General features: G+C 42.9%; 31 protein-coding genes, 1 tRNA gene and 1 other annotated feature. Of the genes, 12 read left to right on the forward strand and 20 right to left on the reverse strand.

Annotated features, from left to right (window positions below):
* Positions 1-46: 46 nt before the first annotated feature.
* Both CAL7507_RS08965 and CAL7507_RS08970 read left to right on the forward strand, forming a co-directional pair.
* Positions 47-1,834, forward strand: a complete 1,788-nt coding sequence (locus tag CAL7507_RS08965) for a serine/threonine-protein kinase (RefSeq protein ID WP_015128143.1) — start codon at positions 47-49, stop codon at positions 1,832-1,834.
* A 49-nt stretch (positions 1,835-1,883) separates the two neighbouring features.
* Positions 1,884-2,513, forward strand: coding sequence for a Uma2 family endonuclease (locus CAL7507_RS08970; RefSeq protein WP_015128144.1), 630 nt, complete (start codon positions 1,884-1,886; stop codon positions 2,511-2,513).
* A 138-nt stretch (positions 2,514-2,651) separates the two neighbouring features.
* On the opposite strand, the gene tnpA is transcribed toward CAL7507_RS08970, so the two are convergent.
* On the reverse strand, positions 2,652-3,107 hold the full coding sequence (tnpA, locus tag CAL7507_RS08975) for an IS200/IS605 family transposase (RefSeq protein ID WP_015128011.1): 456 nt from the start codon (positions 3,105-3,107) through the stop codon (positions 2,652-2,654).
* 76 nt (positions 3,108-3,183) lie between these two features.
* Here tnpA and CAL7507_RS08980 point away from each other — a divergent pair, with 76 nt between their 5' ends.
* The gene (locus CAL7507_RS08980; RefSeq protein ID WP_015128010.1) at positions 3,184-4,578 is read left to right on the forward strand and encodes an RNA-guided endonuclease TnpB family protein; all 1,395 of its coding nucleotides are present in this window, start codon (positions 3,184-3,186) and stop codon (positions 4,576-4,578) included.
* A 169-nt stretch (positions 4,579-4,747) separates the two neighbouring features.
* On the opposite strand, the gene rplL is transcribed toward CAL7507_RS08980, so the two are convergent.
* From rplL to rplS, 8 genes are all read right to left on the reverse strand, one after another.
* Positions 4,748-5,134 carry a 50S ribosomal protein L7/L12 gene (rplL, locus tag CAL7507_RS08985; RefSeq protein ID WP_015128145.1) on the reverse strand — a complete coding sequence of 129 codons (387 nt, stop codon included), beginning with the start codon at positions 5,132-5,134 and terminating at the stop codon, positions 4,748-4,750.
* An 80-nt stretch (positions 5,135-5,214) separates the two neighbouring features.
* On the reverse strand, positions 5,215-5,766 hold the full coding sequence (gene rplJ / locus CAL7507_RS08990; protein ID WP_015128146.1) for a 50S ribosomal protein L10: 552 nt from the start codon (positions 5,764-5,766) through the stop codon (positions 5,215-5,217).
* Positions 5,767-5,827: 61 nt separating this feature from the next.
* Positions 5,828-5,995, reverse strand: a sequence feature (ribosomal protein L10 leader region).
* 61 nt (positions 5,996-6,056) lie between these two features.
* On the reverse strand, positions 6,057-6,773 hold the full coding sequence (rplA, locus tag CAL7507_RS08995) for a 50S ribosomal protein L1 (RefSeq protein WP_015128147.1): 717 nt from the start codon (positions 6,771-6,773) through the stop codon (positions 6,057-6,059).
* A gap of 110 nt (positions 6,774-6,883) precedes the next feature.
* Positions 6,884-7,309 (reverse strand): 50S ribosomal protein L11, encoded by a 426-nt coding sequence (gene rplK, locus CAL7507_RS09000; protein WP_015128148.1) that lies wholly within the window; start codon positions 7,307-7,309, stop codon positions 6,884-6,886.
* A gap of 6 nt (positions 7,310-7,315) precedes the next feature.
* Positions 7,316-7,948, reverse strand: coding sequence for a transcription termination/antitermination protein NusG (gene nusG / locus CAL7507_RS09005; RefSeq protein WP_015128149.1), 633 nt, complete (start codon positions 7,946-7,948; stop codon positions 7,316-7,318).
* Positions 7,948-8,169 carry a preprotein translocase subunit SecE gene (gene secE / locus CAL7507_RS09010; protein ID WP_015128150.1) on the reverse strand — a complete coding sequence of 74 codons (222 nt, stop codon included), beginning with the start codon at positions 8,167-8,169 and terminating at the stop codon, positions 7,948-7,950. Before secE ends, nusG begins: the two co-directional genes overlap by 1 nt.
* A gap of 184 nt (positions 8,170-8,353) precedes the next feature.
* Positions 8,354-8,426 (reverse strand) — tRNA-Trp (locus CAL7507_RS09020).
* 148 nt (positions 8,427-8,574) lie between these two features.
* The gene (gene rplS / locus CAL7507_RS09025) at positions 8,575-8,937 is read right to left on the reverse strand and encodes a 50S ribosomal protein L19 (protein WP_015128151.1); all 363 of its coding nucleotides are present in this window, start codon (positions 8,935-8,937) and stop codon (positions 8,575-8,577) included.
* 381 nt (positions 8,938-9,318) lie between these two features.
* Here rplS and CAL7507_RS09030 point away from each other — a divergent pair, with 381 nt between their 5' ends.
* Entirely contained in the window at positions 9,319-10,263 is a 945-nt protein-coding gene (locus CAL7507_RS09030; protein ID WP_015128153.1) for a glycosyltransferase family 2 protein, read from the forward strand.
* A gap of 373 nt (positions 10,264-10,636) precedes the next feature.
* On the opposite strand, the gene CAL7507_RS09035 is transcribed toward CAL7507_RS09030, so the two are convergent.
* A complete protein-coding gene (locus CAL7507_RS09035; RefSeq protein ID WP_015128154.1) occupies positions 10,637-10,852 on the reverse strand; it encodes a hypothetical protein in 216 nt (71 codons plus the stop codon).
* A 104-nt stretch (positions 10,853-10,956) separates the two neighbouring features.
* Positions 10,957-11,541, reverse strand: a complete 585-nt coding sequence (locus CAL7507_RS09040; protein WP_042342001.1) for a hypothetical protein — start codon at positions 11,539-11,541, stop codon at positions 10,957-10,959.
* Positions 11,542-11,837: 296 nt separating this feature from the next.
* Between CAL7507_RS09040 and CAL7507_RS09045 the strand changes: the two genes are divergently transcribed.
* From CAL7507_RS09045 to CAL7507_RS09065, 5 genes are all read left to right on the forward strand, one after another.
* On the forward strand, positions 11,838-12,488 hold the full coding sequence (locus CAL7507_RS09045; RefSeq protein WP_015128156.1) for a hypothetical protein: 651 nt from the start codon (positions 11,838-11,840) through the stop codon (positions 12,486-12,488).
* Positions 12,489-12,685: 197 nt separating this feature from the next.
* A complete protein-coding gene (locus tag CAL7507_RS09050) occupies positions 12,686-13,159 on the forward strand; it encodes a hypothetical protein (RefSeq protein WP_015128157.1) in 474 nt (157 codons plus the stop codon).
* Between the two features lie 105 nt (positions 13,160-13,264).
* Positions 13,265-13,681 carry a XisH family protein gene (locus tag CAL7507_RS09055; RefSeq protein ID WP_015128158.1) on the forward strand — a complete coding sequence of 139 codons (417 nt, stop codon included), beginning with the start codon at positions 13,265-13,267 and terminating at the stop codon, positions 13,679-13,681.
* A complete protein-coding gene (locus tag CAL7507_RS09060) occupies positions 13,669-14,004 on the forward strand; it encodes a XisI protein (RefSeq protein ID WP_015128159.1) in 336 nt (111 codons plus the stop codon). The genes CAL7507_RS09055 and CAL7507_RS09060 overlap by 13 nt, the downstream gene beginning before the upstream one ends.
* 151 nt (positions 14,005-14,155) lie before the next feature.
* On the forward strand, positions 14,156-14,806 hold the full coding sequence (locus CAL7507_RS09065; RefSeq protein ID WP_015128160.1) for a hypothetical protein: 651 nt from the start codon (positions 14,156-14,158) through the stop codon (positions 14,804-14,806).
* Here the strand turns inward: CAL7507_RS09065 and CAL7507_RS09070 are convergent.
* Positions 14,784-15,800, reverse strand: coding sequence for a CHAD domain-containing protein (locus tag CAL7507_RS09070; protein WP_015128161.1), 1,017 nt, complete (start codon positions 15,798-15,800; stop codon positions 14,784-14,786). The two genes, CAL7507_RS09065 and CAL7507_RS09070, sit on opposite strands and share 23 nt — an antisense overlap.
* A gap of 303 nt (positions 15,801-16,103) precedes the next feature.
* Here CAL7507_RS09070 and CAL7507_RS09075 point away from each other — a divergent pair, with 303 nt between their 5' ends.
* The gene (locus tag CAL7507_RS09075) at positions 16,104-17,195 is read left to right on the forward strand and encodes a DUF3616 domain-containing protein (RefSeq protein WP_015128162.1); all 1,092 of its coding nucleotides are present in this window, start codon (positions 16,104-16,106) and stop codon (positions 17,193-17,195) included.
* 10 nt (positions 17,196-17,205) lie between these two features.
* On the opposite strand, the gene CAL7507_RS09080 is transcribed toward CAL7507_RS09075, so the two are convergent.
* Complete coding sequence (locus CAL7507_RS09080; RefSeq protein ID WP_015128163.1) at positions 17,206-17,610, reverse strand: NIL domain-containing protein; 405 nt, start codon at positions 17,608-17,610, stop codon at positions 17,206-17,208.
* Between the two features lie 211 nt (positions 17,611-17,821).
* Here CAL7507_RS09080 and CAL7507_RS09085 point away from each other — a divergent pair, with 211 nt between their 5' ends.
* Complete coding sequence (locus CAL7507_RS09085) at positions 17,822-18,415, forward strand: thioredoxin family protein (protein ID WP_015128164.1); 594 nt, start codon at positions 17,822-17,824, stop codon at positions 18,413-18,415.
* Between the two features lie 32 nt (positions 18,416-18,447).
* On the opposite strand, the gene CAL7507_RS09090 is transcribed toward CAL7507_RS09085, so the two are convergent.
* The 7 genes from CAL7507_RS09090 to CAL7507_RS09115 all read right to left on the reverse strand — a co-directional run bounded on the left by CAL7507_RS09090 (position 18,448) and on the right by CAL7507_RS09115 (position 24,561).
* A complete protein-coding gene (locus CAL7507_RS09090; RefSeq protein ID WP_015128165.1) occupies positions 18,448-18,867 on the reverse strand; it encodes a type II toxin-antitoxin system VapC family toxin in 420 nt (139 codons plus the stop codon).
* On the reverse strand, positions 18,868-19,080 hold the full coding sequence (locus CAL7507_RS09095; RefSeq protein ID WP_015128166.1) for a hypothetical protein: 213 nt from the start codon (positions 19,078-19,080) through the stop codon (positions 18,868-18,870).
* Positions 19,081-19,155: 75 nt separating this feature from the next.
* Positions 19,156-19,893, reverse strand: coding sequence for an HAD family hydrolase (locus CAL7507_RS09100; RefSeq protein ID WP_042342002.1), 738 nt, complete (start codon positions 19,891-19,893; stop codon positions 19,156-19,158).
* Positions 19,894-20,333: 440 nt separating this feature from the next.
* Positions 20,334-21,419: a 30S ribosomal protein S1 gene (locus CAL7507_RS09105; RefSeq protein WP_015128168.1), complete on the reverse strand. Its 1,086-nt coding sequence runs from the start codon at positions 21,417-21,419 to the stop codon at positions 20,334-20,336.
* 432 nt (positions 21,420-21,851) lie between these two features.
* The gene (locus tag CAL7507_RS30705) at positions 21,852-21,959 is read right to left on the reverse strand and encodes a photosystem II reaction center protein T (RefSeq protein ID WP_015128169.1); all 108 of its coding nucleotides are present in this window, start codon (positions 21,957-21,959) and stop codon (positions 21,852-21,854) included.
* A gap of 141 nt (positions 21,960-22,100) precedes the next feature.
* Positions 22,101-23,630 (reverse strand): photosystem II chlorophyll-binding protein CP47, encoded by a 1,530-nt coding sequence (gene psbB / locus CAL7507_RS09110; RefSeq protein ID WP_015128170.1) that lies wholly within the window; start codon positions 23,628-23,630, stop codon positions 22,101-22,103.
* Between the two features lie 607 nt (positions 23,631-24,237).
* On the reverse strand, positions 24,238-24,561 hold the full coding sequence (locus tag CAL7507_RS09115) for a hypothetical protein (protein ID WP_015128171.1): 324 nt from the start codon (positions 24,559-24,561) through the stop codon (positions 24,238-24,240).
* A gap of 501 nt (positions 24,562-25,062) precedes the next feature.
* On the opposite strand from CAL7507_RS09115, the gene CAL7507_RS09120 reads away from it, so the two are divergent.
* On the forward strand, positions 25,063-26,712 hold the full coding sequence (locus CAL7507_RS09120) for an ABC transporter substrate-binding protein (RefSeq protein ID WP_015128172.1): 1,650 nt from the start codon (positions 25,063-25,065) through the stop codon (positions 26,710-26,712).
* Positions 26,713-26,914: the final 202 nt, after the last annotated feature.

Genomic DNA, 26,914 nt, shown 5'->3' on the forward strand with positions numbered 1-26,914 from the left:
AGCCTATCTGATGTACATTGAGAAAGGGCGAATGGTGTGAATTTTCATGACAACAACTCTGCTAAACAATCGCTATCAAGTTATCCAAGTACTCGGTGCTGGTGGGTTTGGCGAAACCTTTCTCGCAGAAGATACTCATATGCCTTCTCGCCGTCGGTGTGTGATCAAGCAACTCAAACCCGTAACTAATGACCCTCAAACCTATCAAATGATTCAACAGCGGTTTGAGAGGGAAGCGGCGACTTTGGAGTATCTCGGTAAAAGTAGCGACCAAATCCCTGAACTCTATGCCTACTTTTCAGAAAATGGGCAGTTTTACCTAGTTCAGGAATGGATTCACGGTGAAACCTTGCGAGAAGTTGTCCAAGCTAAAGGATACGAGACTGAAACTACGGTTCGAGGGATGCTCTTAAGTCTGTTGTCCGTTTTGGATTATATCCACAGCAAGGGTATCATTCATCGAGACATTAAACCTGATAACATCATTCTCCGTTCCTCTGATAGCAAACCAGTGTTAATTGATTTTGGTGCTGTCAAAGAAACCATTCGTTCAGTGGTCAGTTCTGCAAAATATCCCACACAATCAATGGTGATTGGGACACCTGGCTATATGCCCAGTGAACAAGCCCTAGGAAGGCCAGTCTACGCCACAGATATCTACAGCTTGGGTGTGACGGCTATTTATTTGCTAACTGGTAAATCACCCCACGAACTACAAACTAACCAGCAAACAGGGGAAATACTTTGGCAAGATTACGCCCCGCAAGTATCACATAATTTAGCCCAGGTACTCAATCAGGCTATGAAACCTCTTGCAGGCGATCGCTACACCACAGCCAGCAAAATGCTGTATGCCTTGCAATCTAGCAATCACAGTTCTCCTCACACTGTCACCCTACCTCCCACGATCGCTAAACCGACCCGACAAACCGAAGTATTATCTTCTCAGCCCCAAATTCCTGCAAATAATTGGCAAAAGCCCGCCGTGGTTATCGGTAGCGTACTCATAGGTAGCTTGTTTGGTGCAGTAGCGATTTCTAGCATGACTCGCCAGCAACAGCCGGAGGTCCCAATTGCCGAAAATTCCGTACCCTCCCCAGAATCCCTAGCTACCAATCCCACACCCCTCGATACGCCAGTTCCTTCCTTACCTTCTCCCACTCCGGATACACGCACTTTACCAAACCTGCGAGTAGTTCCTGCACCTAAAGTAGACCCCAATCCCGTCATCGCATCCACACCACAGCCAGAAAACCAACCCATACCGACTGAGACGCCCACATCCCCATTAGCATCAACTCCACCGCCAGAAACAGCGAGTCAGCCAACGCCAACTCCCACGCCAGAAATACCCCCAACACCACAAAATCAGCCTCGTAAATTAGCTACCAACAGACAAAGCGTTCCCGCATTTCCTACAGGTACAGCTAGAAACAGTGTCGAAGCCACTCTTGGCAAGCCCAAAAAAGATTTAAGAGGACTGTGGCCGAATACCCGCGCCATCACCTATAGGGTAGTCCCAAACCAAATTGACCTAGGCTACTTATTTGATCGTAATTCTGGAACACTACGCCAAACTGAAGCATCTTTTGCCTCATCAGTAGACCAGCAGGTAATGCAGACTACTTTAGACGGGATGTTAGGAGGTCAAGCAACTGCAGAGATCAAGCAGGGACTCCAACAAGTGCAACAGCGTCAGTCTGATAATTTTCAGTTTACAAAAGGCCGAGTCAAAGGTCAGATTGTGCGCCAAAACTGTGATTTCATCTATATTAGTATTTGGGATGCAGATTTACATGATTTTGTCAATCCATCAGACGCTAAACAATGCTAATTCGTAAACCTTCTCTTAACAACCACTGAATGCTTACAAGCCTGATAATATGACTCAAGCCTATGTCGAAACCAAACTGTACAACTTCGATGAATTTATCAGCTGGTATCCCGAAAACTCGGCAGTTCGATACGAACTGCATGATGGAGTAATTATCGAAATGCCCAAGCCCAAGGGGAAACATTCAACTCTAACAGGTTCCCTAATCGAGCAATTATTGATAATTATCAGACAGAGTAGCTTTGGCGGTCTCTGGACTATTCCCAGGGAATCGATCGTCAAAACCAAATGGGAAAAATCAGGTTATGAGCCGGATATCATTATATTAAACAAAGAAGTTCTTGGGGACGAAACCCGGTGGGAAAGCGAATCGATTATTCAAAATCCTAATTCAGTCAAATTAATTGTCGAGGTGGTTTCAACTAATTGGCGTGATGATTACTACAATAAAGTTCGAGATTATGAAGAGATGGGGATCGAGGAATATTGGATTCTCGATTATGCAGCACTGGGGGCGAGAAAGTTCATCGGGAACCCCAAGCAAGCCACAATTTTTGTTTGTAACTTGGTTGATGGAGAATATCAGATGACGACCTTTACGGGAAACACAACCATTGTTTCCCCGACCTTTCCCCAATTCAACTTAACCGCACAGCAGATTTTCGATTTGGCTTCTTAAAAAAGCTTTAACTTGGTTTGGTAGAACATATCAAAAAAAAGAGCCTTACTTAGCTAAAACAAAAAGAAGCCCCACATCTGACCTGAAGGGCAGTGTGGGATGAATTTTTGGGCGATGACGAATTGACCCACAACCAAATTAATCCGCAGGATTAACAGGACAGGGGGTCGATGAGGAGTCGCCACTTTCAGGTTTGTCTTGCGCTTCAATATATTGTTTTAAAGATGAGATAGTTACGCCACCACAACTAGCAATGAAGTATGACCCATTCCAAAAGACATCTTTGGTGTAGAAACGACTCAGGTGGGTTGAAAATTCTTGTCTGAGTCTGCGGGAAGTAGTTGATTTGATATTACCCACCAGCTTACTTAATTGTAAGTCAGGATGATATTGAAATAACAGGTGTACGTGGTCTGATTCGCCACTAAACTCTACAAGCTTGCAGTCCCACTTGAGTAACAAATCTTCAAGGATGACATGTAATCGACTCAACATTTCCCCTGTGATAGCTTTGCGACGATATTTTGTTGTTAAGACTAGGTGAGCTTTGAGGTCACTGACAGACCTCCCTTGTGATACAAAATCATTTTTCACAAATTTTTCAAGAACTCTGTCATAATCACTGTAGCCTAAAATAACAACAGTGATTAACGGTAGGAGGTGATTTACTTTGTTGCTTAACTATCAGTATCGAGCTTATCCAGATACCAATCAAAAGCTAGAACTTAATTATTGGTTGCGAATATGCCAGTACTGGTACAACAAGCAACTAGGGGATAGGTTTGATTGGTGGGAAAATAACCGCAACAATATCAACGCCTGTCCTTTAATTTGCCCATTACCTCAGTTAAGGGATAATCCTAATTTTTACTCTCAGAAAAAACAGCTACCAATTATCAAAGAAGATTTGATAAAAGTTGTTCATTCTGGGGAGTTACTAGATTTTTCTCGTGTACCCTCCCAAACATTACAAGATGTTTGCAAACGAGTAGACTTGGCTTTTGGGCGTTTTATCAAGGGGGATGGTAACGGCAATCGTAGTGGTAAGCCACGATTTAAGAATGCTGCTCGGTATCGCACCCTGAAAATAGAAGGTCAAGCTATAACCATAGAGCGTGTAGAAAAAGACTGGTTATTTGCATCTTTCTCTAAACTTAATGGGTGGGTAAAAGTACGACTACATAGACCATTGCCTGAAGGGCTGACGCTCAAAAATGCATTGCTTACCTTAAAAGCTGATGGGTGGTATTTAACTATTTGCCTAGAAGACCCAAATGTACCGGAGTTCACGCCTGACGAAATAGTGCCAACGTGGAGAAACACAATTGGATTGGATGCGGTACTGCATGAAGATGATTATCTTGCTACTAGCGAAAATACCAAACTTCCTGCACTGAAATCGTTCAGAAAATCTGAACAACGTCTCGCTAAAGTTTCGCGTCGTAAAGCTATCAAAAAGAAAGGCAGTAGACCAAGACGTAAACTAGCAAAACGAGAAGCACGGGAACATCAGCGCATAGCCAGAGCAAGGAAAGACCACGCTTTTAAAACTGCCCATACTCTTGTAAGAACTGGTAAAAAAGTTTTTGTACACGAAGATTTAAATCTAAAAGCTTTATCGAAAAGGAACAAAGCTAAACAAGATGAAGATGGTAGTTACCTTCCAAATGGTCAATCAGCTAAATCTGGATTAAATAAATCTTGGAATGACGCTGCATTCGGGCAATTTTTCACAATCCTAGAATACATAGTTTCAAAAACTGGGGCTAGGACGATAGCAGTTAAACCTGCATATACATCTCAGCTACTCGCATATCGTGATAATTTTGTCTTCACTGATTGCAGTATTCGTGAATATTGGGATGAAATCGAATCGCTTTGGGTTGACAGAGATATTAATGCTGGAATCAACATAAAGCGTGTGGGGCTGGGACTGTTCCCCACAATAAAACGCCGTAGAGGGAATCTGGTAGTAACTGAATCTACTACCAATAGTACCTCGAAGGAAGTTCTGGAAACATTAAAAATGTGCCAGAAGCCTACAGCGACTCGTAGAGCGCTGTAGGTAGTTCACGCTCCTTTTTAAAAAACAGGTAATGAAATTTTGACCAAAGAAGTGTAAAGGATGAAGGATGTAGACACCTCACCTTATCAGTGGCGTAATTTCATTGAAAGCGACGGGAAACTCCAACCACTCGTTGGTGGGAGTTTTTTATACTTCAGACTTCAGTTGACTACTTAATAGCCACCTTACCGCCAGCTTCTTCGATCCGCTTCTTAGCATCTTCAGCAGCATCCTTAGCAACACCTTCCTTAATAGCCTTGGGTGCAGCTTCCACCATATCCTTAGCTTCTTTCAGACCCAGACCGGTCAATTCCCGGACAATCTTCAGCACGGCAATTTTCTTATCAGCTGGGACTGATTCCAGAATCACATCAAACTCGGTTTGTTCAACAACTTCTTCAGCCGCGACAGCAGCAGCAGGCCCAGCGATCGCTACGCCAACAGGAGCAGCAGCACTCACACCAAAGGCTTCTTCAATTTGCTTAACTAATTCGGAAGCTTCCAACAAAGATAAGGATTTAAGTTGTTCTAAAATTTGATCGGTTGCAGCAGACATTGATATAACTCCTGTAATTTTGATTAACTATTTAGTCATTCGTCGTTAGTGATGACTTTTGACTATGAAAAACGCGAAATTTACTCACCAGCACTTTCGGTGCTATCTCCTGACTCTTTATCGGCCACTGCTTGCAAAGACCGCGCCAGTGAACCAGGAACTTCGTTGATACCCACAGCAATCTTCGTAGCCAAAGCGTTGATTGCTCCAGCAATTTGAGCGATGAGTTGTTCCTTCGATGGCAAGTCTCCTAGGATCTTGACATCTGGCTCTTTGAGTAGCTTTCCTTCCAAGACACCACCGCGAAGTTCTGTCTTCTTGGTGACTTTCTGGAATTCTTGATAAGCCTTAATTGCTGATGAGAAATCTTCTTTGACCAGCAAAAAGGCTGAAGAACCTTGAAGCAATTCTGACAGTGGCTGCCATTTTTCATCATCTTGGATGGCAATGCCCATCAAGGTGTTTTTTGTCACCTTGCAAACAGTGCCACTCGGACGTAGTCGCCGTCTTAAGTCTGAGATTTCGGCAACTGTTAGCCCTTGGTATTCAATTACCAGTGCTAGAGTTGACTCACTCAAAGTTTCTTTGAGGTCAGCTACTATCTCTTTCTTGTTTTCTAGTGTTCTACCCATCTTCGTTTTAGCTCCAAGGGCAAAATCATCGATTTCCCTACATGTGTATCTTGTTCTGACCAATCCAAACAACAAACCCCAGCTGCTTTAGCCGGGGTTTAGTGGTATTACTCTTCATACCTTAGCGATCGCAGTTTTACAAGCGTCACTTTGAGTATTCAGGGTTTCAACCTCGGCAGGATATTAAGCGATATGCACCTGCTGTCTCCGGCTTGATTTATTCAATTAGGTACTGGCGACTGGGCTAGAGATCAATTACCTAGTCCCCAGTCCCCATTACCTATTCCCCATCATGATGCTTCGGTCAGTTTCAAATCCCGTAGGGCGCTGATATCGACTTTAATCGCTGGCCCCATTGTGGCAGACACATAAACTGTGCGCCAATAACGACCCTTTGCGCCTGCAGGACGGTTACGGTCGATTGTTTCTTGCAACGCCTTCAGGTTGATTAACAAATCTTCTGGCGCGAAGGCTGCCTTACCAAACATAACATGGACTATGCCTGTGCGGTCAGCACGAAATTCTAGTTTACCAGCTTTGAATTCTGCGATCGCACCTGCTAAGTCAAATGTCACTGTCCCACCTTTGGGCGATGGCATCAAACCACGTGGACCAAGCAATTTACCCAGCTTTGCCACCTGTGGCATCACATCTGGGGTAGCAATTAGCTTGTCAAAATCCATTCTACCCTTTTGGATTTCATCAATCAATTCTTCTGAGCCAGCAATGTCAGCACCAGCGTTGCTGGCTTCATTGACTTTCTCACCTCTGGCAATCACCGCCACCCTGATAATTTGTCCTGTACCTTTGGGCAGTGCTACCGTTGTCCGCAACTGTTGATCTGTATACTTGGGGTCAATTCCCAACCGGATGTGTGCTTCCGCGGCTTCTGGGAATTTGGCTGTTGCTGTCGCTTGCAAAAGCTCCAAAGCCTCTATCGGACCGTAGTCCCTATCTTCTACCTTGGCTTGCAGTTCCCGCAAGCGCCGTGATACTTTTTTTGCCATTTTTCTCTCCTGGGGTAATTCCGAAGCTTGGCCTCTCCCCCGATAATTTTTAGTTATGAGTGCTGAGTACTAAGTTATTTGACTTTTGACTCCTGACTCTTGACCCTTGACTAATCCGCAATAGTAACGCCCATATTCTTGGCAGTACCTTCGACAATCTTCATCGCCGCTTCTATGTCATTGGCGTTGAGATCGGGCAGTTTAGTTTGAGCAATTTCCTGCAATTGCGCTCTGGTAATTTTCCCAACTTTCTTTTTGTTAGGTTCATTAGATCCGCGCTCGATTTTTGCTGCCTTGCGAATCAGTACTGATGCTGGTGGCGTTTTAAGTACGAATGTAAAACTCCGGTCTTCAAAAACCGATATTTCTACAGGTATCACCATCCCAGCTTGGTCTGCTGTTTTGGCGTTGTACTCTTTGCAGAACATCATGATGTTAACGCCGTGTTGACCCAATGCGGGACCCACGGGTGGTGCTGGATTGGCTTTTCCAGCATTCAGGGCCAGTTTAATGACCGCTACGACTTTCTTCGCCATTGTTTATTAGCTCTGTTTCTCTACCTGATTAAATTCCAACTCTACTGGTGTATCTCGCCCAAAAATTGATAGCAAGGCTTTGAGTTTACTCCGCTCTGGAGAAACTTCTATCACCTCACCTTCAAAGTCTTTAAACGGACCAGAAAGCACAATTATCTTATCACCAGTAGCCATGTCAATTTTGACAACTGGCTCTTGTTCGCTGGTCTGTTTGAATATGCGTTCTACTTCTGAATGACCTAGGGGCAATGGCTTGACGTGACCTCGACCCTTGCCGCTACCACGTTTTTGCTCTGCTCCTACAAAATTAATCACATGAGAGGTGTTTCGTACCACCTGCCAGGTGTCATCATCCAAAATCATCCGTACTAGTACATATCCAGGGAACACCTTTTCCTCTGTATGCTGGCGGCTACCATCTTTACGGATTTTAACTGCCGGCGTGTGGGGAATTTCCACCTGGACAATCTTCTCAGCCACATCAAAGGTTTGGATGCGCTGCTCTAGGTTTGTCTTCACACGCTTTTCACAGCCTGAGGCTACCTGCACCGCATACCAGCGGGCCTCAAGAAGCGCTGTCTCTGCGGCTTCCTCTGACTGCAAAGTTGAGTTACGCGGTTCGTCTGTTGCAAAAGTCATCAGAACACCTGTTTTGCTGCCCAAGCAAACAATCCATCGACCAAATATATCAAAGATGCGGAGAGTGTCACCATTAACAACACGGCTGCTGATTCGCTCACTAATTGCTTACGACTCGGCCAAACTACTTTCTCAAGTTCTTCTTTGGTTCCCTGGAAGAAGTTGGTCAAGCTAAACCCATTTGAGTTTTCTGGGATTTCCGCTTCATTTTTTTTGGCCACGGCCGTTTATCCCCCGTTGTTTACACAGCTGAATGCTGCTAGTGTTTGATCCAGGTTTACAGCTTGACTCTATCTTACTTACTGGAAGCAAAAAAGCCGCCAAATAATTATACCCGAAATCATTAGCACCAACTGCCATTTTAGCAGATGTGATATTGTTTCGGGCTTTATTTTGGCTTTTGAGCGCGCCCTGGAGGACTTGAACCCCCGACATCAGGTTTTGGAGACCTGCGTTCTACCAACTGAACTAAGAGCGCACAAGCTGTCTTGGATTTGATAATTGCGCTGAACCTTTCCAAGTTTAACGCAATTTACAATTATTGTAACTTAATTTTGTTAAGAGGGCAAATCAGCGGCAGATGCCGCTTTTTGGTTAGTATATCTCCCATACCTTGGAACGGTTAATTACAAAGGACGGTCGAAGCGTTGTTTGATCCGAGTCGCTTTGCCAATGCGCTGACGGAGATAGTAGAGTTTAGCACGACGTACTTTACCACGGCGCAACACTTTGATGCTGTCAATCCGAGGAGAATGTAGGAGAAATACTCGTTCTACACCGACACCTTGAAATACCTTCCGGACTGTGATTGTTTCGTTAATGCCGCCATTACGTTTAGCAATCACTACGCCTTCATAGGGCTGTACGCGGAATTTTTCGCCTTCCTTAATTTTGACACCGACTTTCACTGTATCGCCGACATAAATGAGCGGCAGATTCGATTTTAGTTGTTCCGCTTCAATAGAGCGGATGATTTCTTGAGCGTTCATAGCCTATTTGCTTTAAAAAACCCACGATCATCAATCATAAATCCATAACCCCCTGAGAGTCCAGTTATTTGATGAGAAGCAGGAATTTGGCTGTGGTGGTCTGGTACAAGCCGAGTGGAATTGTGGGTGATTTTTTTTGCCCTGCTTTCCTTCTTCCTGATCCAAATGGATTTTATGGAAAAAATGTTACATCAGACTGTATGAAAGTTGCTTCATCTGGTGAATCCTATCTCTATAGGATAAAAGATGAAGCTATAACTGGTGTAATTAGTCACCAATATGCCTTCTTGATTTTACACTAACTAAATTTATTTATGAGGTTCTTTTTCCCTGCCCTGTTCCCCCTGGACTTTTTGCTCTTCTCTGACAGGTTTCAAATTTATGAAATTTAGTGTCGTCATTACTACCTATAATCGCCTAAGCTTGCTGCGACGAGCAATTGACTCTGCGCTCAACCAGACAATGAAGTGTGAAGTTGTGGTTGCTGATGACTGTTCGTCTGATGAAACCGAAAACTATGTCAAAAGTTTGGGTAAAGGCATTGTTTATCATCGCAATCATGTTAACAAGGGTCATGCGGCTACAGTCAATGCTGGAGTGGAAAGGGCCAGCGGTGATTGGATTAAGTTTTTAGATGATGATGATTATCTAGCACCAAACTGTTTAGAAGAGATGTCTAGGGCGATCGCACTTCATCCTAGTTCTGTTATCTGTTCATGCATTGCAGCTCAGGTAGATAGTAATGAAGTAGAACTCAGTCGCACTCCACAATGTGGGCCGGGGTTGGCTTTTTATATCCCCCAAGCAGATATTCACTACGGTATGCTTTTAGAGCTTGTACCTTTTGGTACGCCTGTGCAAGTAGCTTGTCACCGAGAAAGTTTCTTGCAAACTGGTGGTTGGAACTCGGAACTTGATGCTAACTGTGATGATATTGATTCTTGGATTCGCATTGCTCAATTTGGTGATGCAATCTTCCTTAATCAGTGCCTTGCTTATCGCACAATTTGGACTGGTGCTTATAATCAAAAGTTTTCTTTGTCTGAGCGCCTAGCTACAAATATTTTTATGAAGGAGAAAATTTACGCATTGGTTGACCAAAAGCACTTGTCTCGAATGCCTACCCTTGCTAGTACCAGAAAATACTTAAAACTTCACTGGTGCTTAGTAGCTTTAAAGCATGGGAAAATCAAAAGTTTTTTGGTGATGCTATTCCCCAGCATTATTTCTCCCATCGCTTGGTGGCTTTTGCTGATTGCTTTTTTATCCCGCCGAATTAATAAATCTAATACTTGTATCAACAAATTTGTTTTGATTGAGTCTTGAATTGGGCATTGAGCATTAGGCATTAGGCATTGGGAAGTTGTGAAGAGACGCGATTAATGGCGTCTGTACCAAAAGTCAAGAATTATTCCCTCATCACCTCCATTCCCCCTGCTCCCTGCCCCCACTGACAGGTATAGGTATTTTATAACCGTGGCTGAAATGGGGTTTTTCCGTTGGTTAACAACTCAAAAGTTAGTTAAGCATAGAAAAACCTCGCTGATTGCCGGGGAGGACAGCGAGGTCGAATAGTAGAATTTTTATTATTGTTATTGATTCAGAGGAGTCAGAATTTAGGAGCCAAGAAGGAAATTCTGGATTCTCAATTCCTACTATCAGTTTGAGGCTTTTGCTATCGATCTACTTATTTGTGAAGTTAGTTTTTGGCTTTATTTAATGTGTTATGAGTTTTCTTGTGGTGAGTTTTCTTACCGGAATGAGTTTTAAGACCTTTGACAAATGCGTGTTTAGTCACACTCTTAGTAGCTGGAGTTGGCGCGGTAGCAGCTTCCGCTTGAAAAGCAGGAGCTACAAGAGCTACGGGGGTAGCAAGTACTAGCGCCACAAGTAAACCTTTAGCGAACTTATTCATGTGAAACTCGTGTTTATTTGATTTAAGAACCAACAATATGAATATCCCAAATTCATATGTCAGCATCTTGTTATTGATATGAATTTTCTATGTCCATTTCTGCTTTAACCACGGTTACGTTCTAGCAGGAGCATCATTACCAAGCTTAACAAGAGCTGCTGTTCTTCGCGATCGCTAATTTGATCGACGGCTTTGATGATAAATCGTCTGGAGAGGAAGGAAGGGATTTTTTCCAACCGCATCACAACTGAGCCATCAGTCCGGTTGACTAAGTAGACTGGATTAAATACATAACCAGTAAACATTCCCAAAACTGGGATTTCTGCGAATAAAGCATCTGCAACCTTCACCCACGGATTCTTCTCCTGGATGTTGAGAATACTTACATCACCATCAAATATGTCATAGCGGGCACGCCACAGCGATCGCAAACCCCGGCGTTTTACCCCACCGAGATAGTTTCCTTGGCTATCGGTGAAGTCATAGCGAGCAGAAAAATCAATAATGCGATCGGCTTTGATGTAATACAGCGGACGGCTTTGCTCAACATCACCAAAGACAGTAATTGCTTCCTTGAGTTTAAATAGCTTCTGTTTGACGTAAAAAACCAACTTTCCTTGACTGTCAACCACAGATATTTGTGGCGCTAATGCCCAAAATTTGAATGTCAATTCTAGAGGATATTGCATAGGTTCAACCAAAGGGTCAAAAATTCTCCCCTTATTAATCCCATTCATGTGAGGTAAATAACATCAAATATAAGAGACGTTCCGCCAGGATTCAAAATACCTATTTCTCCTCAATTCTGGCTCTTGACTCCTTTAAATTAAAAATCGTCATAAACTATAGACATAATAACGTTTCTCTGGAATTTCCCAAAAATATCGCCAGTAAGTGCATAAACAGATCAAGCCCAACCTATTGAGTAAGTGAAGGGGTTGAAACCCAACAGACACAACGACACTGAAACTTGAGGAGAATGATCATGAAATTCCGTCACTTAACTGGTTCTTTGCTAACAGCTACCGCACTTTTGACCTCTACATTACCAGCTTTCGCAGGTCCCTTTGATGCCGTCAAGCCCGCTGCTGCTATCTTCCAACCCGGTGCTGCAATTAAACCCGGTGCAGGTGTAGGTAATGTAACTCCTGGTGCCCCTAATAATCCCAATGGTAATACTGAAATCCAAGGATTAGGCGACCATAAGTCCTGGGTTGATCCCAATACTTTAGCCAAAGATCCACGCGCCTTGTGTAGCGATGTTGGCTTGGGTAGCAACACCCTCAACAGTTCTAGCAAGCTTGTAGTAGCTACCACTAACAACACTCGTTCTAGTTCTGCCAAAACCCACAATGATGGCGGTGGCGGTGGTTTTAGCTTCTTAGGTATTGGTGCTAATGGTAGTGGTTCTAGCGCCGGGAGCCAAAATAATAGCAGTTCTAGAGATCAAAGCAATAACCGCAACGAAGAAAAAACCAATAGTTCATCTACAGTAGTTCAAGGTAAGAATTGCGATGCTTTCGTTAACTCGGCTGCTGCTAGAGATATGAACTTTGAAGATAACCTTACCCGCCGTTATGAAATCAAAACCGGTCGTCGGGGACAACAGGTTAATCAACTCCTAGACAATAAATAAGTGATGGTCTTTTCACGGGAATACTTAGACTGTCCTTTGAGGTTGGTAATTGGTGATAATCAATTACCACTCAAAACAAGATATGAGTTTATTAAACAGGCTTGACGTTATCAGTTATCTACATTATTTAATTTTGAATTATTTTGACGCCGGGGTCAGCGCCCTGGCAATTGCTTTATGTATCCTCAGGAGACATTATGAATAGTCCGCTAGGAACGAGGATTTTTACCGTTAGTACAACTTTATTGTTGTCTGCAATATTTTTGACTACACTCCAAACTCCATCATCTGCAAATCCGGCTCCCACAATTCGCGATTCGCAAATCTTGCCGTATTTGCTCGATAATCCTAATGACAACTCGGTGGTAAAAGTGCGTTGTATTCCTCAACAGAGCCGAGAAGTAGACAGAAATCGCCGATTCATCAGGGATAGTCTGTTGCAATCAAATTCCGGCGATGGCGCAGCCAACGCCTTCGGCGAACGCAATCAAAACATTACAATTGAAATCGAAGGCAGTTGTCGCAACGTCAGAATTCGTGTCCAAGACGACGCCAACTTTTCTGATTTTCCTGTCTATAATCCCTACTTAGATCGCAATCATCCAGAATCTAACGACTCTTGGCTCACTCGTGAAGGTTCTGGATGGTATTGGCTTCTACATCGTCGCTAACTCTAGTTTTTTGATGAATTATAGTTCTCACTGTTGCCCAAAGACTAGAATTTTTTTGCATGATCTTGTGTATGCTGCAAAAATTAAACATCAAAATCATCCAAAATGGCTAGAGATATTTTCCATCAACAAGTTAAAACAGCTTTAATTAAAGATGGATGGATTATCACCCATGACCCTCTAACAATTCGTGTCAGCGAAGCAGTGAAATTACAAATTGATTTGGCAGCAGAAAATGCTATAGCAGCCGAACGCGACACTGAAAAAATTGCCGTTGAAATCAAAAGCTTTGTTGGAGACTCTGATATCAGTGCCTTCCATACTGCACTTGGTCAATATCTCAATTATTGCCAAGCACTGGAGGAGCAAGAACCAGATCGCATTGTCTACTTAGCCATTCCCGATGAAACCTATCAAGATTTTTTTCAGCTTGCCTTTATCCAACGTGCCCTTAAGCGTTATCAAGTCAATTTGATGACTTACGATCCTAATCAGGAGGAAATACTGCAATGGATAAAGTAGAACACTATCGACAATTTGTCAAACAAATCTTGACAGAACACGCCCAAATTTCTGCCACTACAGATACAGTCAAGACAGAACTAATTTTTGACACCGAACACGACCATTATCAACTTGCTTACGTTGGCTGGCAAGGAAATAAACGGGTGTTTGGCCCTGTGATGCACTTTGACATTCAAGAAGGCAAAATTTGGATTCAATATAACGGTACGGAAGAATCTATTGCTGAACGTCTCGTGAATATGGGCGTACCTTCCAGTGATATAGTCATTGGGTTTCATTCATCTTTTAAACGCCAATTTACTGGGTATGCTGTAGGTTAGCCCTTTCGAGGCTAAAAGTCTTGAACAGAAGAGTGCATAAACCGACAAACACAAACCTATTGATTAAGTGAAGGGGTTCAATCAGTGAACAGTGAACTTGATAACTGTTCAAACCCAAAACACACCACGGAAATCAAAGGAAGAAACGGTCATGAAAGCACAAATTTTGTTAAGTCTTGCTTGTTCAATGTCTTTGTTAGGTGCTGTCACATTACCCGCTAGCGCTGAACCAGTTTCACCTGAACCTACTGTGCAGCCTCAGCCCCAAGCAATTAGCCAAGACGTGACCATTCCCCAAGATACAGCAATTATTGTGTCATTTCCCGCGCCGGTGACTATAGATGTTGGACAAAAACAAGATTTTCCCCTGACGCTACCTTTGGCTAGTGCCATTAAAGATGCTCAAGGTAATGTGATAGTGCCAGAAAACACTCCAGTCACTATTATCCTCAAACCCACTAATGGGGGAGCTAAAATTGTTGCCCAGTCGTTGGTGGTAAATGGTCGAATTGTGGCAATTAAAGCCTCAAGTCAAATGATTCCTGGCAATACTATTACCCAAAAGCGGGCTAATGACAAAGCTGTAGAAAATGGTTCTGTTTGGGGTAGACTCACAGGAAGTACTCTAGGCTTTTTGAGCAATGGAGATCCAGAGCAATTCGACCGAGGTGCAATGTTAGGTAGCGCTATTGGTATAGTCTCCGGCTTGCGTTCTGCCGAAAACACCCGTGTTGTGCAGATTGCTCAAAGTAGTGTTTATGTTTTGTCTCTTGAGGCTCCTATTCAGCTATCTGCTCGCTAGTTTCACTTTCACTATCTGAGACTAATTCTAAGGGGTGCAGTATTGTTAAATGAAAGCCATGTCTACTTTCAACTTTGAGATATCGCTCTTGCAATGGTTGCCATTGCTGCCATAATTTGTAACGATTTTCCACTAACAAATCAGTCAGTCCACTTAGATGAGTCTTCATTTCTGACCCAAATATATCTTCTAGCCACTCAGTTAAAACTTCACTATCTTGTAACTCACCTAAAGTATCTTGGATGTTTTTCACATCTGCAATATAAGCCATGTAAGACTCACCATATAAGTCGGTAAATAACTCCATTTGGTATCTTACACGTTTAGCTTGTTTTCGCAAATTGTGCAGTTCTTCACCTTGATTAGTTAATTGTTTTTCTACCTTTTCTGCTTCCCAGTCTTTGCAGATTGTCAATTCTGACTCTACAAATTGGGTACCCATTAGCCAACCAGGATGCAGCAAAAAACTGCTCACTTCTGGTAGCAGTAAATCTGGGAGAACTTGTTGAATAGCAACAGATGCCAATGGGTGATAAGTTGGTGCTGCTAACCACTCAGCTAATGACTGTTTTAAAGATTTGTAAGGTTCATCCTTTAATGTTGTTTGCACTGTAGAAAATGCATGTATCCGTTGTTTCTCTAAGGCATCGAATGCTGTGTGTAAATATTTCTGTTCTTTGGATGACAAATGTGGTTTGTAATTAGTTTCTAGTGTTTCTTTCAGTACATCTAAATCCCGGAGATTACCAAGGCGACGAGCTATTTTACCGATATTTTTATCACTAACTGGCTTAGGAAAATTCAGTGCTAGTCCAAACCTACTAACGGCAGTACGTAAGCGACGCATCCCTACCCGCATCTGGTGCAGCGCTTCTGGATCTTCATCTTTTTTGACTAATTTTTCCCACTTCAAGGTTTTCTTAACGTGTTTTTCAATTGCTTGGTAAGCATAGTCACCAAGAGTTTGTACTGTAGGCTTCGTAGCTAATTTCATATATTTATGGCAATGAGATACTTAATCAAGTTATTGCATCATAACACTAGTTAAAAACTTGTATCTATCTCTTGAGGCTTTTTTTAAATGTATTTCGCTATTTGTAAAGATTATTTTTACTCTGCCGCATTATTTTCGTTGGCAGATATCCTATGATTGCTAATATTCTGAGTGATCGCATATCTCAACTTCTTCTTTGCGATTGACATAAAAGTTAAGAGTCTTGAAGAAAATTGATATCTTAATCATTATTTATAATAAAACTTAAAATCATCAAAGCAAAAAAATTGAGGACTGTGTTAAATGTATAACTCATCTTTAATTAGTCAAGTTATCTTGCAGTTTGACAATAGTTTTCAAGAACATCGGAAAGACCTATCTGCGGTATTGCTGACAAGCCAAAAGCATATGTGGCTGGGGTCGGACGAAACCTCAACTATTGAAAGACTATCTTTAGATGATACTGATAAATTTACCGGACATAAACAATTTCGGGTGTCAGAATTTATCAATTTACCAGCATCAGATAATGAAGAAATAGATATCGAAGGGCTTGCTTATGCAAGTTATTACTTATGGTTTGTAGGTTCCCATAGCTACAAGCGTAAAAAAAACAAACCTGCTCAGACTGATATCAAAAACATTCAAAGGCTAGCAAAAGTTATTACAGAACCTAATCGCTATCTTTTGGGACGGATTCCCCTTGTGGATGGACAGTTGTTTCCATCTTGTCCACACCCCGAAAATGCAAATTTGCAATTGAGTGCTGCAAAATTAAAGTTGACAGACCAAGGTAATTTGCTGATGTCAGTTTTAGTTGATGATCCGCATCTGGGATGCTTTGTGAAAGCCGCAATTCCTGGAAAAGATAATGGCTTTGATATCGAAGGGATAGGTGTTGTTCAAAGTCGGATTTTCTTGGGTTTGCGAGGTCCGGTATTGCGGGGTTGGGCGGTAATTTTGGAAATAGAGTTAGAAGATTCTAACTTAGGAGAGATGACATTACGACAAATTGGTGAAGGGAATAAGAAATATAAAAAACATTTTTTGTGGCTAAATGGATTGGGAATTCGAGATTTATGTATAGATGGTGAAAACTTGTTGATTTTAGCTGGGCCAACAATGGATTTAGATGGATCGGTGCAAGTTTATCAGTGGAAAAATGGTGTTAATATTTCAGAAAATGTTCTCAATTACCCAGATTTAGTACAAGATGTTCCTTTTGGATATAGGGAAGATCATGCTGAGGGCATGACAATTTTTAATGATGTAGCTAGGAAACCTGCATTGTTGATAGTTTATGATTCACCGACAGCAACTAGGTTAGTCGGTGAAAGTAGTGTAGTAGCAGATGTATTTGAGTTGAGGGCAGGGGGAATGACTCTTGACAAATGACAATCTCAAATTAAAGGTTAGTGGATATTGCCTGCACAGGGCAAGTGGGGATACATTGTTCACAGACAATGCAGCGCGATCGCGTGAATGTCAATTTGTATGTTTCTGGGTTGAGAGTTAGAGCTTCGGTAGGACAAACCCCAGTACACAAACCACAGTGGACACAGACATCTTCATCAATCACAATTTCGCCCAAGGTATGGGAAACGCTGATATTTTGCGATCGCATCCACTCGATGGCTGCATCTAACTGATCGATGTCTCCTAATAATTCCACCACCAGTTTACCAATTTGATTCGGGGCAACTTGGGCGCGAATAATATTAGCAGCTACATTAAACTCTTTGGCCAGTCGGTATGTCACCGGCATTTGGATAGCGCGTTTGGGAAAGGTGAGGGTAACTCTTTTTTTCACGGGTTTCGCAGAGGGTTTTCTCTGTTGTAGCTTAAATTGTTATTGGTCATTGGTCAGGAGTCAGGAGTCAGGAGTCAAGTGTCAGGAGTCAAGTGTCAAGGATCATTAATTATTCTCTTTCCAGTCCCCAATTCCCAGTCCCCAATCCCCAATCCCGTGTGGTCAGTTAGACTAAAATGATAGTGCTTAATATGTTTTAATAATCCTGATTATGAGTACCGATTCACCAGTTAATTCGCCAGTCCAGCCTGAATCAACAACTGGAAAGCGTGTGAGAAATTTCTTAATTGCGATCGTGGCGATCGCTCTTAGCGTTGCTCTAGTCTTAGGATTGCGAACTGAAACCACTTCAGCTTCTCTCGCCAAATTAAGCGAAGCCTCTACATCTCTAGAAGTCGCTGTCAGCAACGGTAAACCATCACTAGTAGAGTTTTATGCCGACTGGTGTACTGTTTGTCAGAAAATGGCTCCAGATATCACCCAACTCGAACAACAGTATGCTGACAAGGTGAATTTTGTGATGCTGAATGTAGATAACACCAAGTGGCTACCAGAGATGCTGAAATATCGGGTGGATGGGATTCCCCATTTTGTGTTTTTAGGTAAAGATGGAGAATCAATAGCACAGGCAATCGGCGATCAACCCCGCACGGTGATGTCCAGCAACTTACAAGCCTTAATTAATGGTGACTCTCTCCCCTATGCTCAAGCTAGTGGACAAGTTTCCAAATTTTCTGCACCAGTAGCACCAACAGCTAGTCAAGATGATCCCCGCAGTCATGGTAGCCAAGTGGTAAATCAGTGAACTGTTGTACTGCTGGCAAAAAACCAGAATTTTCACGTCCAATCTTCTATAAATAAACCAGCAATTTGGCCAAAGTCAGCACTTTTACGAGTCAATAAAACGGCTCGATTCACTAGCGCAAGCGATGCAATTTTCAAATCCATTGTGCCAAGTCTGGGATACTCTTTCCTAAGGCGTTGAAACTCTTGGGTTGCTTGTTCATCAAACTCAAGAACCGGAATCGCACAATAGTTTGCTAATTGTCGCTTTAATTGCTTATACGTTTCAACTTGCTGTTCAATGCTTTGGGCTTTGGCAATATAACTTAACCATCCCCGCATTTGCTCTTCATAGCTAATGATGCTTGTTGCTACTTGACTGGAACTGAGGCTTGCCAATCTTTGTAGCAGTCTTTGAGCGTTGGCTCCTCCACGATCTAAAACACTAAGATGATCAGTATCGAGAATGTACATCTACTCATCGGCAGGCTCTAGAGAACTCGGACGGAGAGAGTCACGATATTCGCGTCCTAATCGCATCGCTTCATCATAGGTTGAGTTGTCAACAAATGTACCAGCGATTTTCTCCCACCAAGGTTGAGAGGATACACTATTCTCCAGTCTGTTTTTAAGTCTTGCAACTTCAGCTTCTAAATAAGCTACTCGTTCTTCTAATTGTTCTGGCATTAGGGATAGACCTCATTTAAACTTGAGTGCTAATTTGATCGTAGGTCACTACTTGAGATTTTACTTGTGGTCTAACTATTTATTTTCGACTATCTGGATTTCATCAAGTCGATTAATTACCACATCCGCACCTCGGACATGATCTGATTTTCCGATCCAAGTGATGCCAATGCTACCTGCAGCTTTTGCGTCACGGGCCATTTGCATATCACCAACAGAATCACCCACCATTAATGTGGCGCTGGGTTCTACTCCCAAAGCTTGACAAGCCTGCAAAAATAATATTGGATCTGGTTTACTCGGTCCTTCATCTACGCCCATTTGTAGCTGAATGTAATTACTTAGCTGGTGGTTATTGACAAAATCACTCACTTCTTGAGATGTGGCAGCTGAGAGGATGCCGAGTTTTAATCCCCCTTCCCGGAGGTATTTCAACACCTCCAAACTACCAACAAACATTGGTGAAGGTGTCTGATTCACATACGTTTCCGCTTCATCTAAAGCTTGACGGGCTATTTTTAAGGACTCAAACCATCCCCTACCAGTTTCGGCTATATATGCGGCTGCGGCAACTTCTGTTTCGCGGCGACTTGCCACTGAAACTATGCCGGCAGGATCGAGGGTATTACCATTAATGCCAAATGCCATTAACAAAGGTTCGCCAATACCGGGAATTTGCGCGTCTATTAACCGCGTTGCTTTTTGGGCGAGCGATCGCAAATAAACTTCTGAATCTTCTAGAGTACCGTTTTTGTCAAATAAAATTGCCTGGATATCTGGAAACGTTGTGTTTTTACATTTAATAGTTACCAAAGCCCACCTCACTTAAACAAACAGGACTTACGCAACTGGCACACATATTTCCTGGTTGAAGAGTCAAGGGTCAAGGGTTAAGGGTCAAAAAGCTTGATTTTTGGACTTTGGACTCTTGACCACCTCTCGCATTGAAAATATGACACTTGCGTAAGTCCTAACAAAATCAAAATAACAAGTTTTCCAGCATAAAAAAAGAGGGAATTACCCTCTCTACAATACTTTGATATTCTGGCGTTGCATATTTGCCGGATGAATTGAGATTTTTAACCAAGGCTATTGGTAGATTCTACTCTTCTGCTAACGGAGACACTACGTATAGCTTGTTTTTTGGTAGAGGTATGAGAACGACTTTCTCTGACACCTCTATTGGGGAAGCAAAATACATTCTCTTAATTCAGCAACACCGATATTCTGATTTACAAAAAAATACAAGTGTATTAATCTTCAATAGCGGCTGGAATATCTTCTGCAATAGCTTCAATAGCAGCTGGAATATCTTCTGCAACAGCTACTGGAATATCTTCTTCCTCAGTTGCTGGTGGAATATCTTCCTCTTCTTCAGTTGCTGGTGGAATATCTTCCTCGGCTAAAACTTCTACAGGCACTTCTGCTGTAACGCCTTGTTGTTTGGCTAGCAGCTGTTCCCTATACTTAGCTGCCATTTCTTCCGCCTTATCGTAAACCAAATCGCGGTTCTTAATCATATCACCGGGTTCAGGTTCCAGCTGTTTGGTAGACAGGGAAATCCGACCTCTTTCTGCATCTAAATCAATAATCATGACTTTCACTTCGTCATTGACATTGAAGACGCTATGTGGTGTATCAATATGCTCGTGGGAAATTTCAGAGATGTGCAGTAGACCACTAACACCGCCAATATCGATGAACGCACCGTAAGGCTTAATACCGCGCACTGTACCAATGACTACTTCACCAACTTCGAGGCGGTTCATCTTGCGTTCAACCAGCGCTCGACGATGAGATAGAACAAGGCGATTACGTTCTTCGTCTACTTCGAGGAATTTTAGTGGTAGTTCTTCTCCTACCAATTCTTCTTTAGGCTTGCGAGTACTAATGTGAGAGCCGGGGATAAAGCCGCGTAATCCCTCAATGCGTACCAATGCACCACCACGGTTAGTAGCAAACACGCCGGAACGGACAGTAGCGTCTTCAGCTTGCAATTGCCGTACACGTTCCCATGCCCGCATGTATTCAATACGACGAATTGAAAGGGTCAACTGACCATCTTCGTTTTCGTCAGTAAGAATGAAAAATTCTCGCGTTTCGTTAGACTGTAAGACTTCTTCCGGGGCATCGACCCGGTTAATAGACATTTCTTGTATAGGTATGTATGCTGCTGTTTTAGCACCTATGTCAATCAGAGCGCCGCGCGGCTCTATACTGAAAACCGTACCTGGTACAATATCACCAGGGCTGAAGTGATAATCGTACTTATCAAGTAGAGCAGCGAAATCTTCGTGAGTGAATCCAATTTCTGTAGCGGTTAAATTCTGATTGACCATGCTGATTTGTTCCTGGTTTTAGTCTCCGTAAAGTTTTTTGCCACAAGCGATATTGTTTATATGCGAGCGCTTTGATGCCACTCTACACTTACATCTTTCTCATCCTAGCGCAGAAAAGCTAGTAGTAACACATATCAACTCCCAGATAGAGAATTATATCATATGGCAGGGAACAGGGAACAGGGAATAGGCAATAGGCAACTTGTACTGAGCGTAAAGCCTGCGGCATAGCTTCGCTTAACGCGTAGCGTCTCCGTCAGGAGAAGTCGAGGTATAGGGAACAGTTTTTTCTATTTCCTGTTCGTTAAAATCTCTCTGGTTGCGATATTTCTGGATGTATAAAGGGCATTAGACGCAAATATCCGCTGCTACTGGGGGTAGTAGCAGCGGATTTCAAGGTTTGTTTGACCTTAAAAGTCTGGTAATAGGAATCTACTTCTCTTCTTTCTTTTGGATGCGGGGGGGTTCGCGAAATGCGATCGCAAAGAAAAGAACTCCTATGCACAATGTGAAAATCAAGATGTACGCGACGCTTTCCATGTTAAAAGCTCCTGCCTATCCAGCGAATAATTTAAGGGATGGGGTATTGGGGATGGGGTATTGGGGATTAGGTATTGGGAAGAGTTGAATTATCTAGTCTCCAGTTCCCAGTCCCTAGCCCCCAGTCCCCAGTCCCTAAAATTAGAGAGCTTCTTTCCGGCGGGTTGTCTTGTCACCCACTTTTTGGAATAAGCCCCACTCGACTTGCTCTTCGAGATCCGCTTCGACCCCAGCAAACACATCTCGGTAAATTGTCCGAGCGCCGTGCCAGAGGTGGCCAAAGAAGAACAACAGAGCAAATACAGCGTGTCCAAAGGTAAACCAACCTCTGGGACTGGTGCGGAATACACCATCAGAATTCAAGGTTTCCCGGTCAAATTCAAATATTTCACCGCCTTGAGCCTTACGGGCATACTTCTTAACTTCGGCTGGATCTTTGAAGGTTTTACCATTCAAATCACCGCCATAGAAGCTAACAGTAACGCCAGATTGTTCAAAGCTATATCTGGATTCTGCCCGACGGAAAGGAATGTCAGCGCGGATCACTCCGTCTTTGTCGGTCAGGATAACTGGGAAGGTTTCAAAGAAGTTGGGGAGACGACGTACAGTCAATTCCCGTCCTTCAGAATCTTTGAATACTGCGTGACCTTGCCAAGATTGGGCAATACCATCGCCCTTAACCATCGGACCTGTACGGAATAGACCGCCTTTGGCGGGGCTATTACCGACATAATCGTAGAAGGCAAGTTTTTCGGGTATTTGTGACCAAGCTTCGTCAAGGCTTGCACCTTGGGCTACGCTATTTTGAACGCGGCGGTCAATTTCTTGACGGAAGTAGCTTTGATCCCATTGGTAGCGGGTTGGCCCAAATAGCTCAATAGGAGTAGCAGCGGTGCCGTACCACATAGTACCAGCCACCACGAAAGCAGCGAAAAATACTGCAGCGATACTGCTAGAGAGTACAGTTTCAATGTTCCCCATCCGCAGGGCTTTGTAAAGCCGTTCGGGGGGTCTAACTGTCAGGTGGAATAAGCCTGCGATAATGCCGACAATACCAGCAGCGATATGGTGAGCGACAATACCACCAGGGTTAAAGGGGTTAAAACCGTCTGGTCCCCATTCTGGTGCTACTGCCTGGATGCTACCGGTGACTCCATATGGGTCAGAAACCCACATTCCAGGGCCAAATAGCCCTGTGAGGTGGAAAGCACCAAAGCCAAAACAGAGTAAACCAGATAAAAATAGGTGAATGCCAAACATTTTTGGCAAGTCAAGAGCAGGTTCACCAGTGCGGGGATCTCTAAAGAGTTCTAAATCCCAGTAAACCCAGTGCCAAACGGCTGCTAGGAATAATAAACCGGAAAGAACAATGTGAGCAGCAGCAACGCCTTCAAATGACCAAAAGCCAGGATCATTAGCTGGCGCGCCGGTAACGCTCCAACCACCCCAAGATTGAGTGACGCCCAGACGTGACAAGAAGGGAAGCACGAACATTCCTTGACGCCACATTGGGTTGAGAACTGGATCGCTTGGATCATAAACAGCCAGTTCATACAATGCCATTGAGCCAGCCCAGCCGGCTACTAAGGCTGTGTGCATCAAGTGTACGGAAATCAGTCGCCCTGGATCATTCAGAACTACTGTATGTACTCGGTACCAGGGTAGTCCCATCGACTACGCTCCTCCTCGATGAGTTAGTTTACAAAGCAATTTTCTTACGGAAGTCACACACAACGGAAGCCGTGGCGGTGAATTCTCTCAGTTTTTGTTATTGCCAGAGTTTTGAGTTTTACCACAGCTTACGTCTTGTAAGTCAGACGGTGTGGCTAGTTTGGCAATGCCTATACGCTTTTAGACCTTATACCTTTTAGGGTAGCGATCGCCCACACGACTACACAAATGAATTTCTTGGAGAAAAACTTTACCTCGTTCTCAGAGAGTGAGGTAGATATTTGGCAGTCGTTTGGGCATGAAAACGTGCTGTGCAATCACCAAGCAAAAATGAGAATGTTTTAAAAAGTGTAACTATTGATGGACTTGTTTGCAAGCGTGTAAATAGGTGCGACCGCGTAGCATTGCTGAGACATTTCGCTACAAAATTTTTGGGGAATGGGGACTGGAGACTGGAGATTGCACTTCGGCTCCTTTCGACTTCGCTCAAGGCGAGCCGCTCAGTGAGCAGGGATTGGGGACTGGGGACTAGGGATTGGTGAAGTTATTCTTCCTATACCTTGACTTCCTCATCTCCCCCTGCTCCTGCCCTCCTACCCCCTGCCCCCTACACTACCGATTTGATGTTTTGCAGTTGACACTTAGCTTCGGCAGTACCCAAGCGCTCAATTACCTGTTCGGCAGTCATCAGGCGCTTTAGCACTACTTGACCGATGGTGTCGTTGGCAATTACTGGTGTTATTGGCTTCACTTCCACAGTTAAAACTGCATCTTCGACTCGATAAAGCCAGAGCAATTCATTGTGTTCTACCAGACAGACATTTAGTCGTTGAATATCTGGTTGGCGTCGCCAAGCGGTGATCTGCCACAGTCCATCAGATGCCCACACTCGGGAAACAGCCCATCCTTCAGATAGAAAGAAATACTTCACGTTTTTAGTCTCACTCTTAGACTTTCAATCTGCTGTTTACAATATCGCGATCGCTTCCATCGCTGATGTATAAACATTGATATTTTTCATCAAATCGATGCAGCATTGTATCCCAGCACCAATTGGTCAGATTATTGATCAATACTGCTAGGACTATGCTAAAAGCTTAACTAAGCTATTCCCTGATAACTATGAATTTACGCTAAATTTAGCTATTTCCAGAAATTTTAATTAAATATAAAGTTTTCAGTTATAGCAATTCTCAGATGAATAAAATATACCCTTCCCCACAGAAATCAGGAGCCAGATTATCGCATTCTCCTGAATTCTGAATTCTAACTCCCTCATTTGCACTCGACTGAGAACCGCTACATCTAAAGATTTAATTTCAAAATGTGTATTTTTTCAACGATTTTTGTCATAAAGGCGGCTTGTTTTATATGGTCAATTAACCAACGTATAGTACAATAGCTGACCGCTGTTATCAACAAGATTATTTCTATGACCTGGTTTGATTCTTCGATAAAAAAATGGGGTCGAATTACAAAATTCTGCTCTTTGTTCTGTTTATGTTTATTTTTGGTGGTGAGTTGCTCTCCTCGCCCACAGACAACTACACCACCATCACCTGTAACTACCTCTACAGGTGATGGTCGCATTACTGTAGGTACGACAGGAAAGCCGAGAACTCTCGATCCGGCGGATGCTTATGAGTTGGCATCTTTGGGTTTAGTGTTTAATATGAGCGATCGCCTCTACACTTACGAACCAGGAAGCACGGAAATTAAACTGCAACTGGCGACAGCATTACCAAAAGTCAGTCAAGATGGTTTAACTTACACCATCCCTTTGCGTCAAGGAGTGGTTTTTCATGATGGCACTCCCTTCGATGCGGAAGCAATGGCTTTTAGTATCAAGCGCTTTATCGAAAATAAAGGTAAACCCTCATTCTTACTAGCTGATACAGTAGATTCAGTGAAAGCTACAGGGAAATATGAGTTAACAATTAAGCTGAAAAAGCCCTTTGCAGCTTTTCCTGCACTACTAGCATTTTCTGGAGTATGTCCAGTTTCACCCAAAGCTTATGAAATAGGCACAGGAAAATTTAAACCAGAAACATTTGTCGGTACTGGCCCCTACAAATTAGCCAAGTATGGTACTGATTCACTGCGATTTGATGTATTTGATAAATATTGGGGAGAAAAACCAGCGAATAAAGGGATTAACGTGCAAATTCAAACTAGTCCAGTGAATTTGTTTAATGCTTTTCGTACAGGTGCTGTGGATGTAGCTTATTTGTCTCTACAGCCAGATCAAATTCGCAGCTTGGAAGAAGGGAGTAAAAAAGGGGATTGGCAAGCGATTACGGCACAGGGTAGTGTAGTAAGTTATCTGGTGTTGAATCGCAATCAAAAGCCTTTAGATAAACCAGAGGTAAGACAAGCGATCGCTTCAATAATTGACCGTCCACTGTTAAATCAGCGAGTTTTGTTTGGTCAGGCTGATCCGCTTTATAGTATGATTCCCACTACGTTTAATGTTTCCCAGCCATTATTTAAAGATAAATATGGTGATGCTAACTTTGAACAAGCTAAAAAATTGTTAACTGCTGCTGGTTTTTCTAAAGAAAATCCCGCCAAAGTGCAAATTTGGTATCCTGCTAGTTCACCTACTCGAAGTTTGGCAGCACAGACACTGAAATCTCTGACTGATCAAAAACTAGAGGGAGTACTTCAATTTGAAGTCACCACTGTAGAAGGTGCTACTTTCTTTAAAGAAATCTCCAAGGGTTTATATCCAGCAGCTTTACTAGATTGGTATCCAGACTTTTTAGATCCTGACAATTATGTGCAACCATTCTTAGCTTGTCAAAAAGGATCAGCAGCTAAGGGATGTGAGGATGGTGGTAGCCAAACTCAAGGGTCATTTTACTATAACGAAGCTGTCAATAAGTTGATTGACCAGCAACGCCAAGAACAAAACCCCGAAGCCCGCAAGAAAATATTTTTAGACATTCAAACCCAAGTAACAAATGATGTTCCTTATGTTCCTTTATGGCAGAATAAAGATTTTGTGTTTGCCCAAAAAGGTGTAAGCAACGTGCAACTTGACCCTACTCAGAATTTGGTTTACAAATCTATTAAAAAGTAGGTCATACCTATTATGAAGATGCACATAATAATACCCCCCTGTAGTCCAGGGCTGTTTCGTTCCCTCTCAAACAGGATTTGTCAAGATGGTTAGCGATAAAAATCATAAGTATGGGTAACGATGAAACAGAATATTCAGCACATAAATAACAGTACGATTGTCTATTTTCTCGATACCCAGGTAGCAAAATCATCAATTTTAT

The sequence above is a fragment of the Calothrix sp. PCC 7507 genome, from assembly GCF_000316575.1.
GTDB lineage: Bacteria > Cyanobacteriota > Cyanobacteriia > Cyanobacteriales > Nostocaceae > Fortiea.

What these genes read in the sequence shown, in the direction of transcription:
- CAL7507_RS09055 (WP_015128158.1), top strand. Translation starts at nt 13,265, where the DNA reads ATGGCTAGAGATATTTTCCATCAACAAGTTAAAACAGCTTTAATTAAA.
- rplS (WP_015128151.1), bottom strand. Translation starts at nt 8,937, where the DNA reads ATGAACGCTCAAGAAATCATCCGCTCTATTGAAGCGGAACAACTAAAA.
- CAL7507_RS09050 (WP_015128157.1), top strand. Translation starts at nt 12,686, where the DNA reads ATGAATAGTCCGCTAGGAACGAGGATTTTTACCGTTAGTACAACTTTA.
- CAL7507_RS09120 (WP_015128172.1), top strand. Translation starts at nt 25,063, where the DNA reads ATGACCTGGTTTGATTCTTCGATAAAAAAATGGGGTCGAATTACAAAA.
- CAL7507_RS09090 (WP_015128165.1), bottom strand. Translation starts at nt 18,867, where the DNA reads ATGTACATTCTCGATACTGATCATCTTAGTGTTTTAGATCGTGGAGGA.
- CAL7507_RS09060 (WP_015128159.1), top strand. Translation starts at nt 13,669, where the DNA reads ATGGATAAAGTAGAACACTATCGACAATTTGTCAAACAAATCTTGACA.
- CAL7507_RS09105 (WP_015128168.1), bottom strand. Translation starts at nt 21,419, where the DNA reads ATGGTCAATCAGAATTTAACCGCTACAGAAATTGGATTCACTCACGAA.
- CAL7507_RS09030 (WP_015128153.1), top strand. Translation starts at nt 9,319, where the DNA reads ATGAAATTTAGTGTCGTCATTACTACCTATAATCGCCTAAGCTTGCTG.
- rplA (WP_015128147.1), bottom strand. Translation starts at nt 6,773, where the DNA reads ATGGCAAAAAAAGTATCACGGCGCTTGCGGGAACTGCAAGCCAAGGTA.
- nusG (WP_015128149.1), bottom strand. Translation starts at nt 7,948, where the DNA reads ATGACTTTTGCAACAGACGAACCGCGTAACTCAACTTTGCAGTCAGAG.
- rplL (WP_015128145.1), bottom strand. Translation starts at nt 5,134, where the DNA reads ATGTCTGCTGCAACCGATCAAATTTTAGAACAACTTAAATCCTTATCT.
- CAL7507_RS09075 (WP_015128162.1), top strand. Translation starts at nt 16,104, where the DNA reads ATGTATAACTCATCTTTAATTAGTCAAGTTATCTTGCAGTTTGACAAT.
- CAL7507_RS09065 (WP_015128160.1), top strand. Translation starts at nt 14,156, where the DNA reads ATGAAAGCACAAATTTTGTTAAGTCTTGCTTGTTCAATGTCTTTGTTA.
- CAL7507_RS09070 (WP_015128161.1), bottom strand. Translation starts at nt 15,800, where the DNA reads ATGAAATTAGCTACGAAGCCTACAGTACAAACTCTTGGTGACTATGCT.
- CAL7507_RS08965 (WP_015128143.1), top strand. Translation starts at nt 47, where the DNA reads ATGACAACAACTCTGCTAAACAATCGCTATCAAGTTATCCAAGTACTC.
- CAL7507_RS09035 (WP_015128154.1), bottom strand. Translation starts at nt 10,852, where the DNA reads ATGAATAAGTTCGCTAAAGGTTTACTTGTGGCGCTAGTACTTGCTACC.
- CAL7507_RS30705 (WP_015128169.1), bottom strand. Translation starts at nt 21,959, where the DNA reads ATGGAAAGCGTCGCGTACATCTTGATTTTCACATTGTGCATAGGAGTT.
- CAL7507_RS09085 (WP_015128164.1), top strand. Translation starts at nt 17,822, where the DNA reads ATGAGTACCGATTCACCAGTTAATTCGCCAGTCCAGCCTGAATCAACA.
- CAL7507_RS09045 (WP_015128156.1), top strand. Translation starts at nt 11,838, where the DNA reads ATGAAATTCCGTCACTTAACTGGTTCTTTGCTAACAGCTACCGCACTT.
- psbB (WP_015128170.1), bottom strand. Translation starts at nt 23,630, where the DNA reads ATGGGACTACCCTGGTACCGAGTACATACAGTAGTTCTGAATGATCCA.
- rplK (WP_015128148.1), bottom strand. Translation starts at nt 7,309, where the DNA reads ATGGCGAAGAAAGTCGTAGCGGTCATTAAACTGGCCCTGAATGCTGGA.
- CAL7507_RS08970 (WP_015128144.1), top strand. Translation starts at nt 1,884, where the DNA reads ATGACTCAAGCCTATGTCGAAACCAAACTGTACAACTTCGATGAATTT.
- rplJ (WP_015128146.1), bottom strand. Translation starts at nt 5,766, where the DNA reads ATGGGTAGAACACTAGAAAACAAGAAAGAGATAGTAGCTGACCTCAAA.
- CAL7507_RS09095 (WP_015128166.1), bottom strand. Translation starts at nt 19,080, where the DNA reads ATGCCAGAACAATTAGAAGAACGAGTAGCTTATTTAGAAGCTGAAGTT.
- CAL7507_RS09040 (WP_042342001.1), bottom strand. Translation starts at nt 11,541, where the DNA reads ATGCAATATCCTCTAGAATTGACATTCAAATTTTGGGCATTAGCGCCA.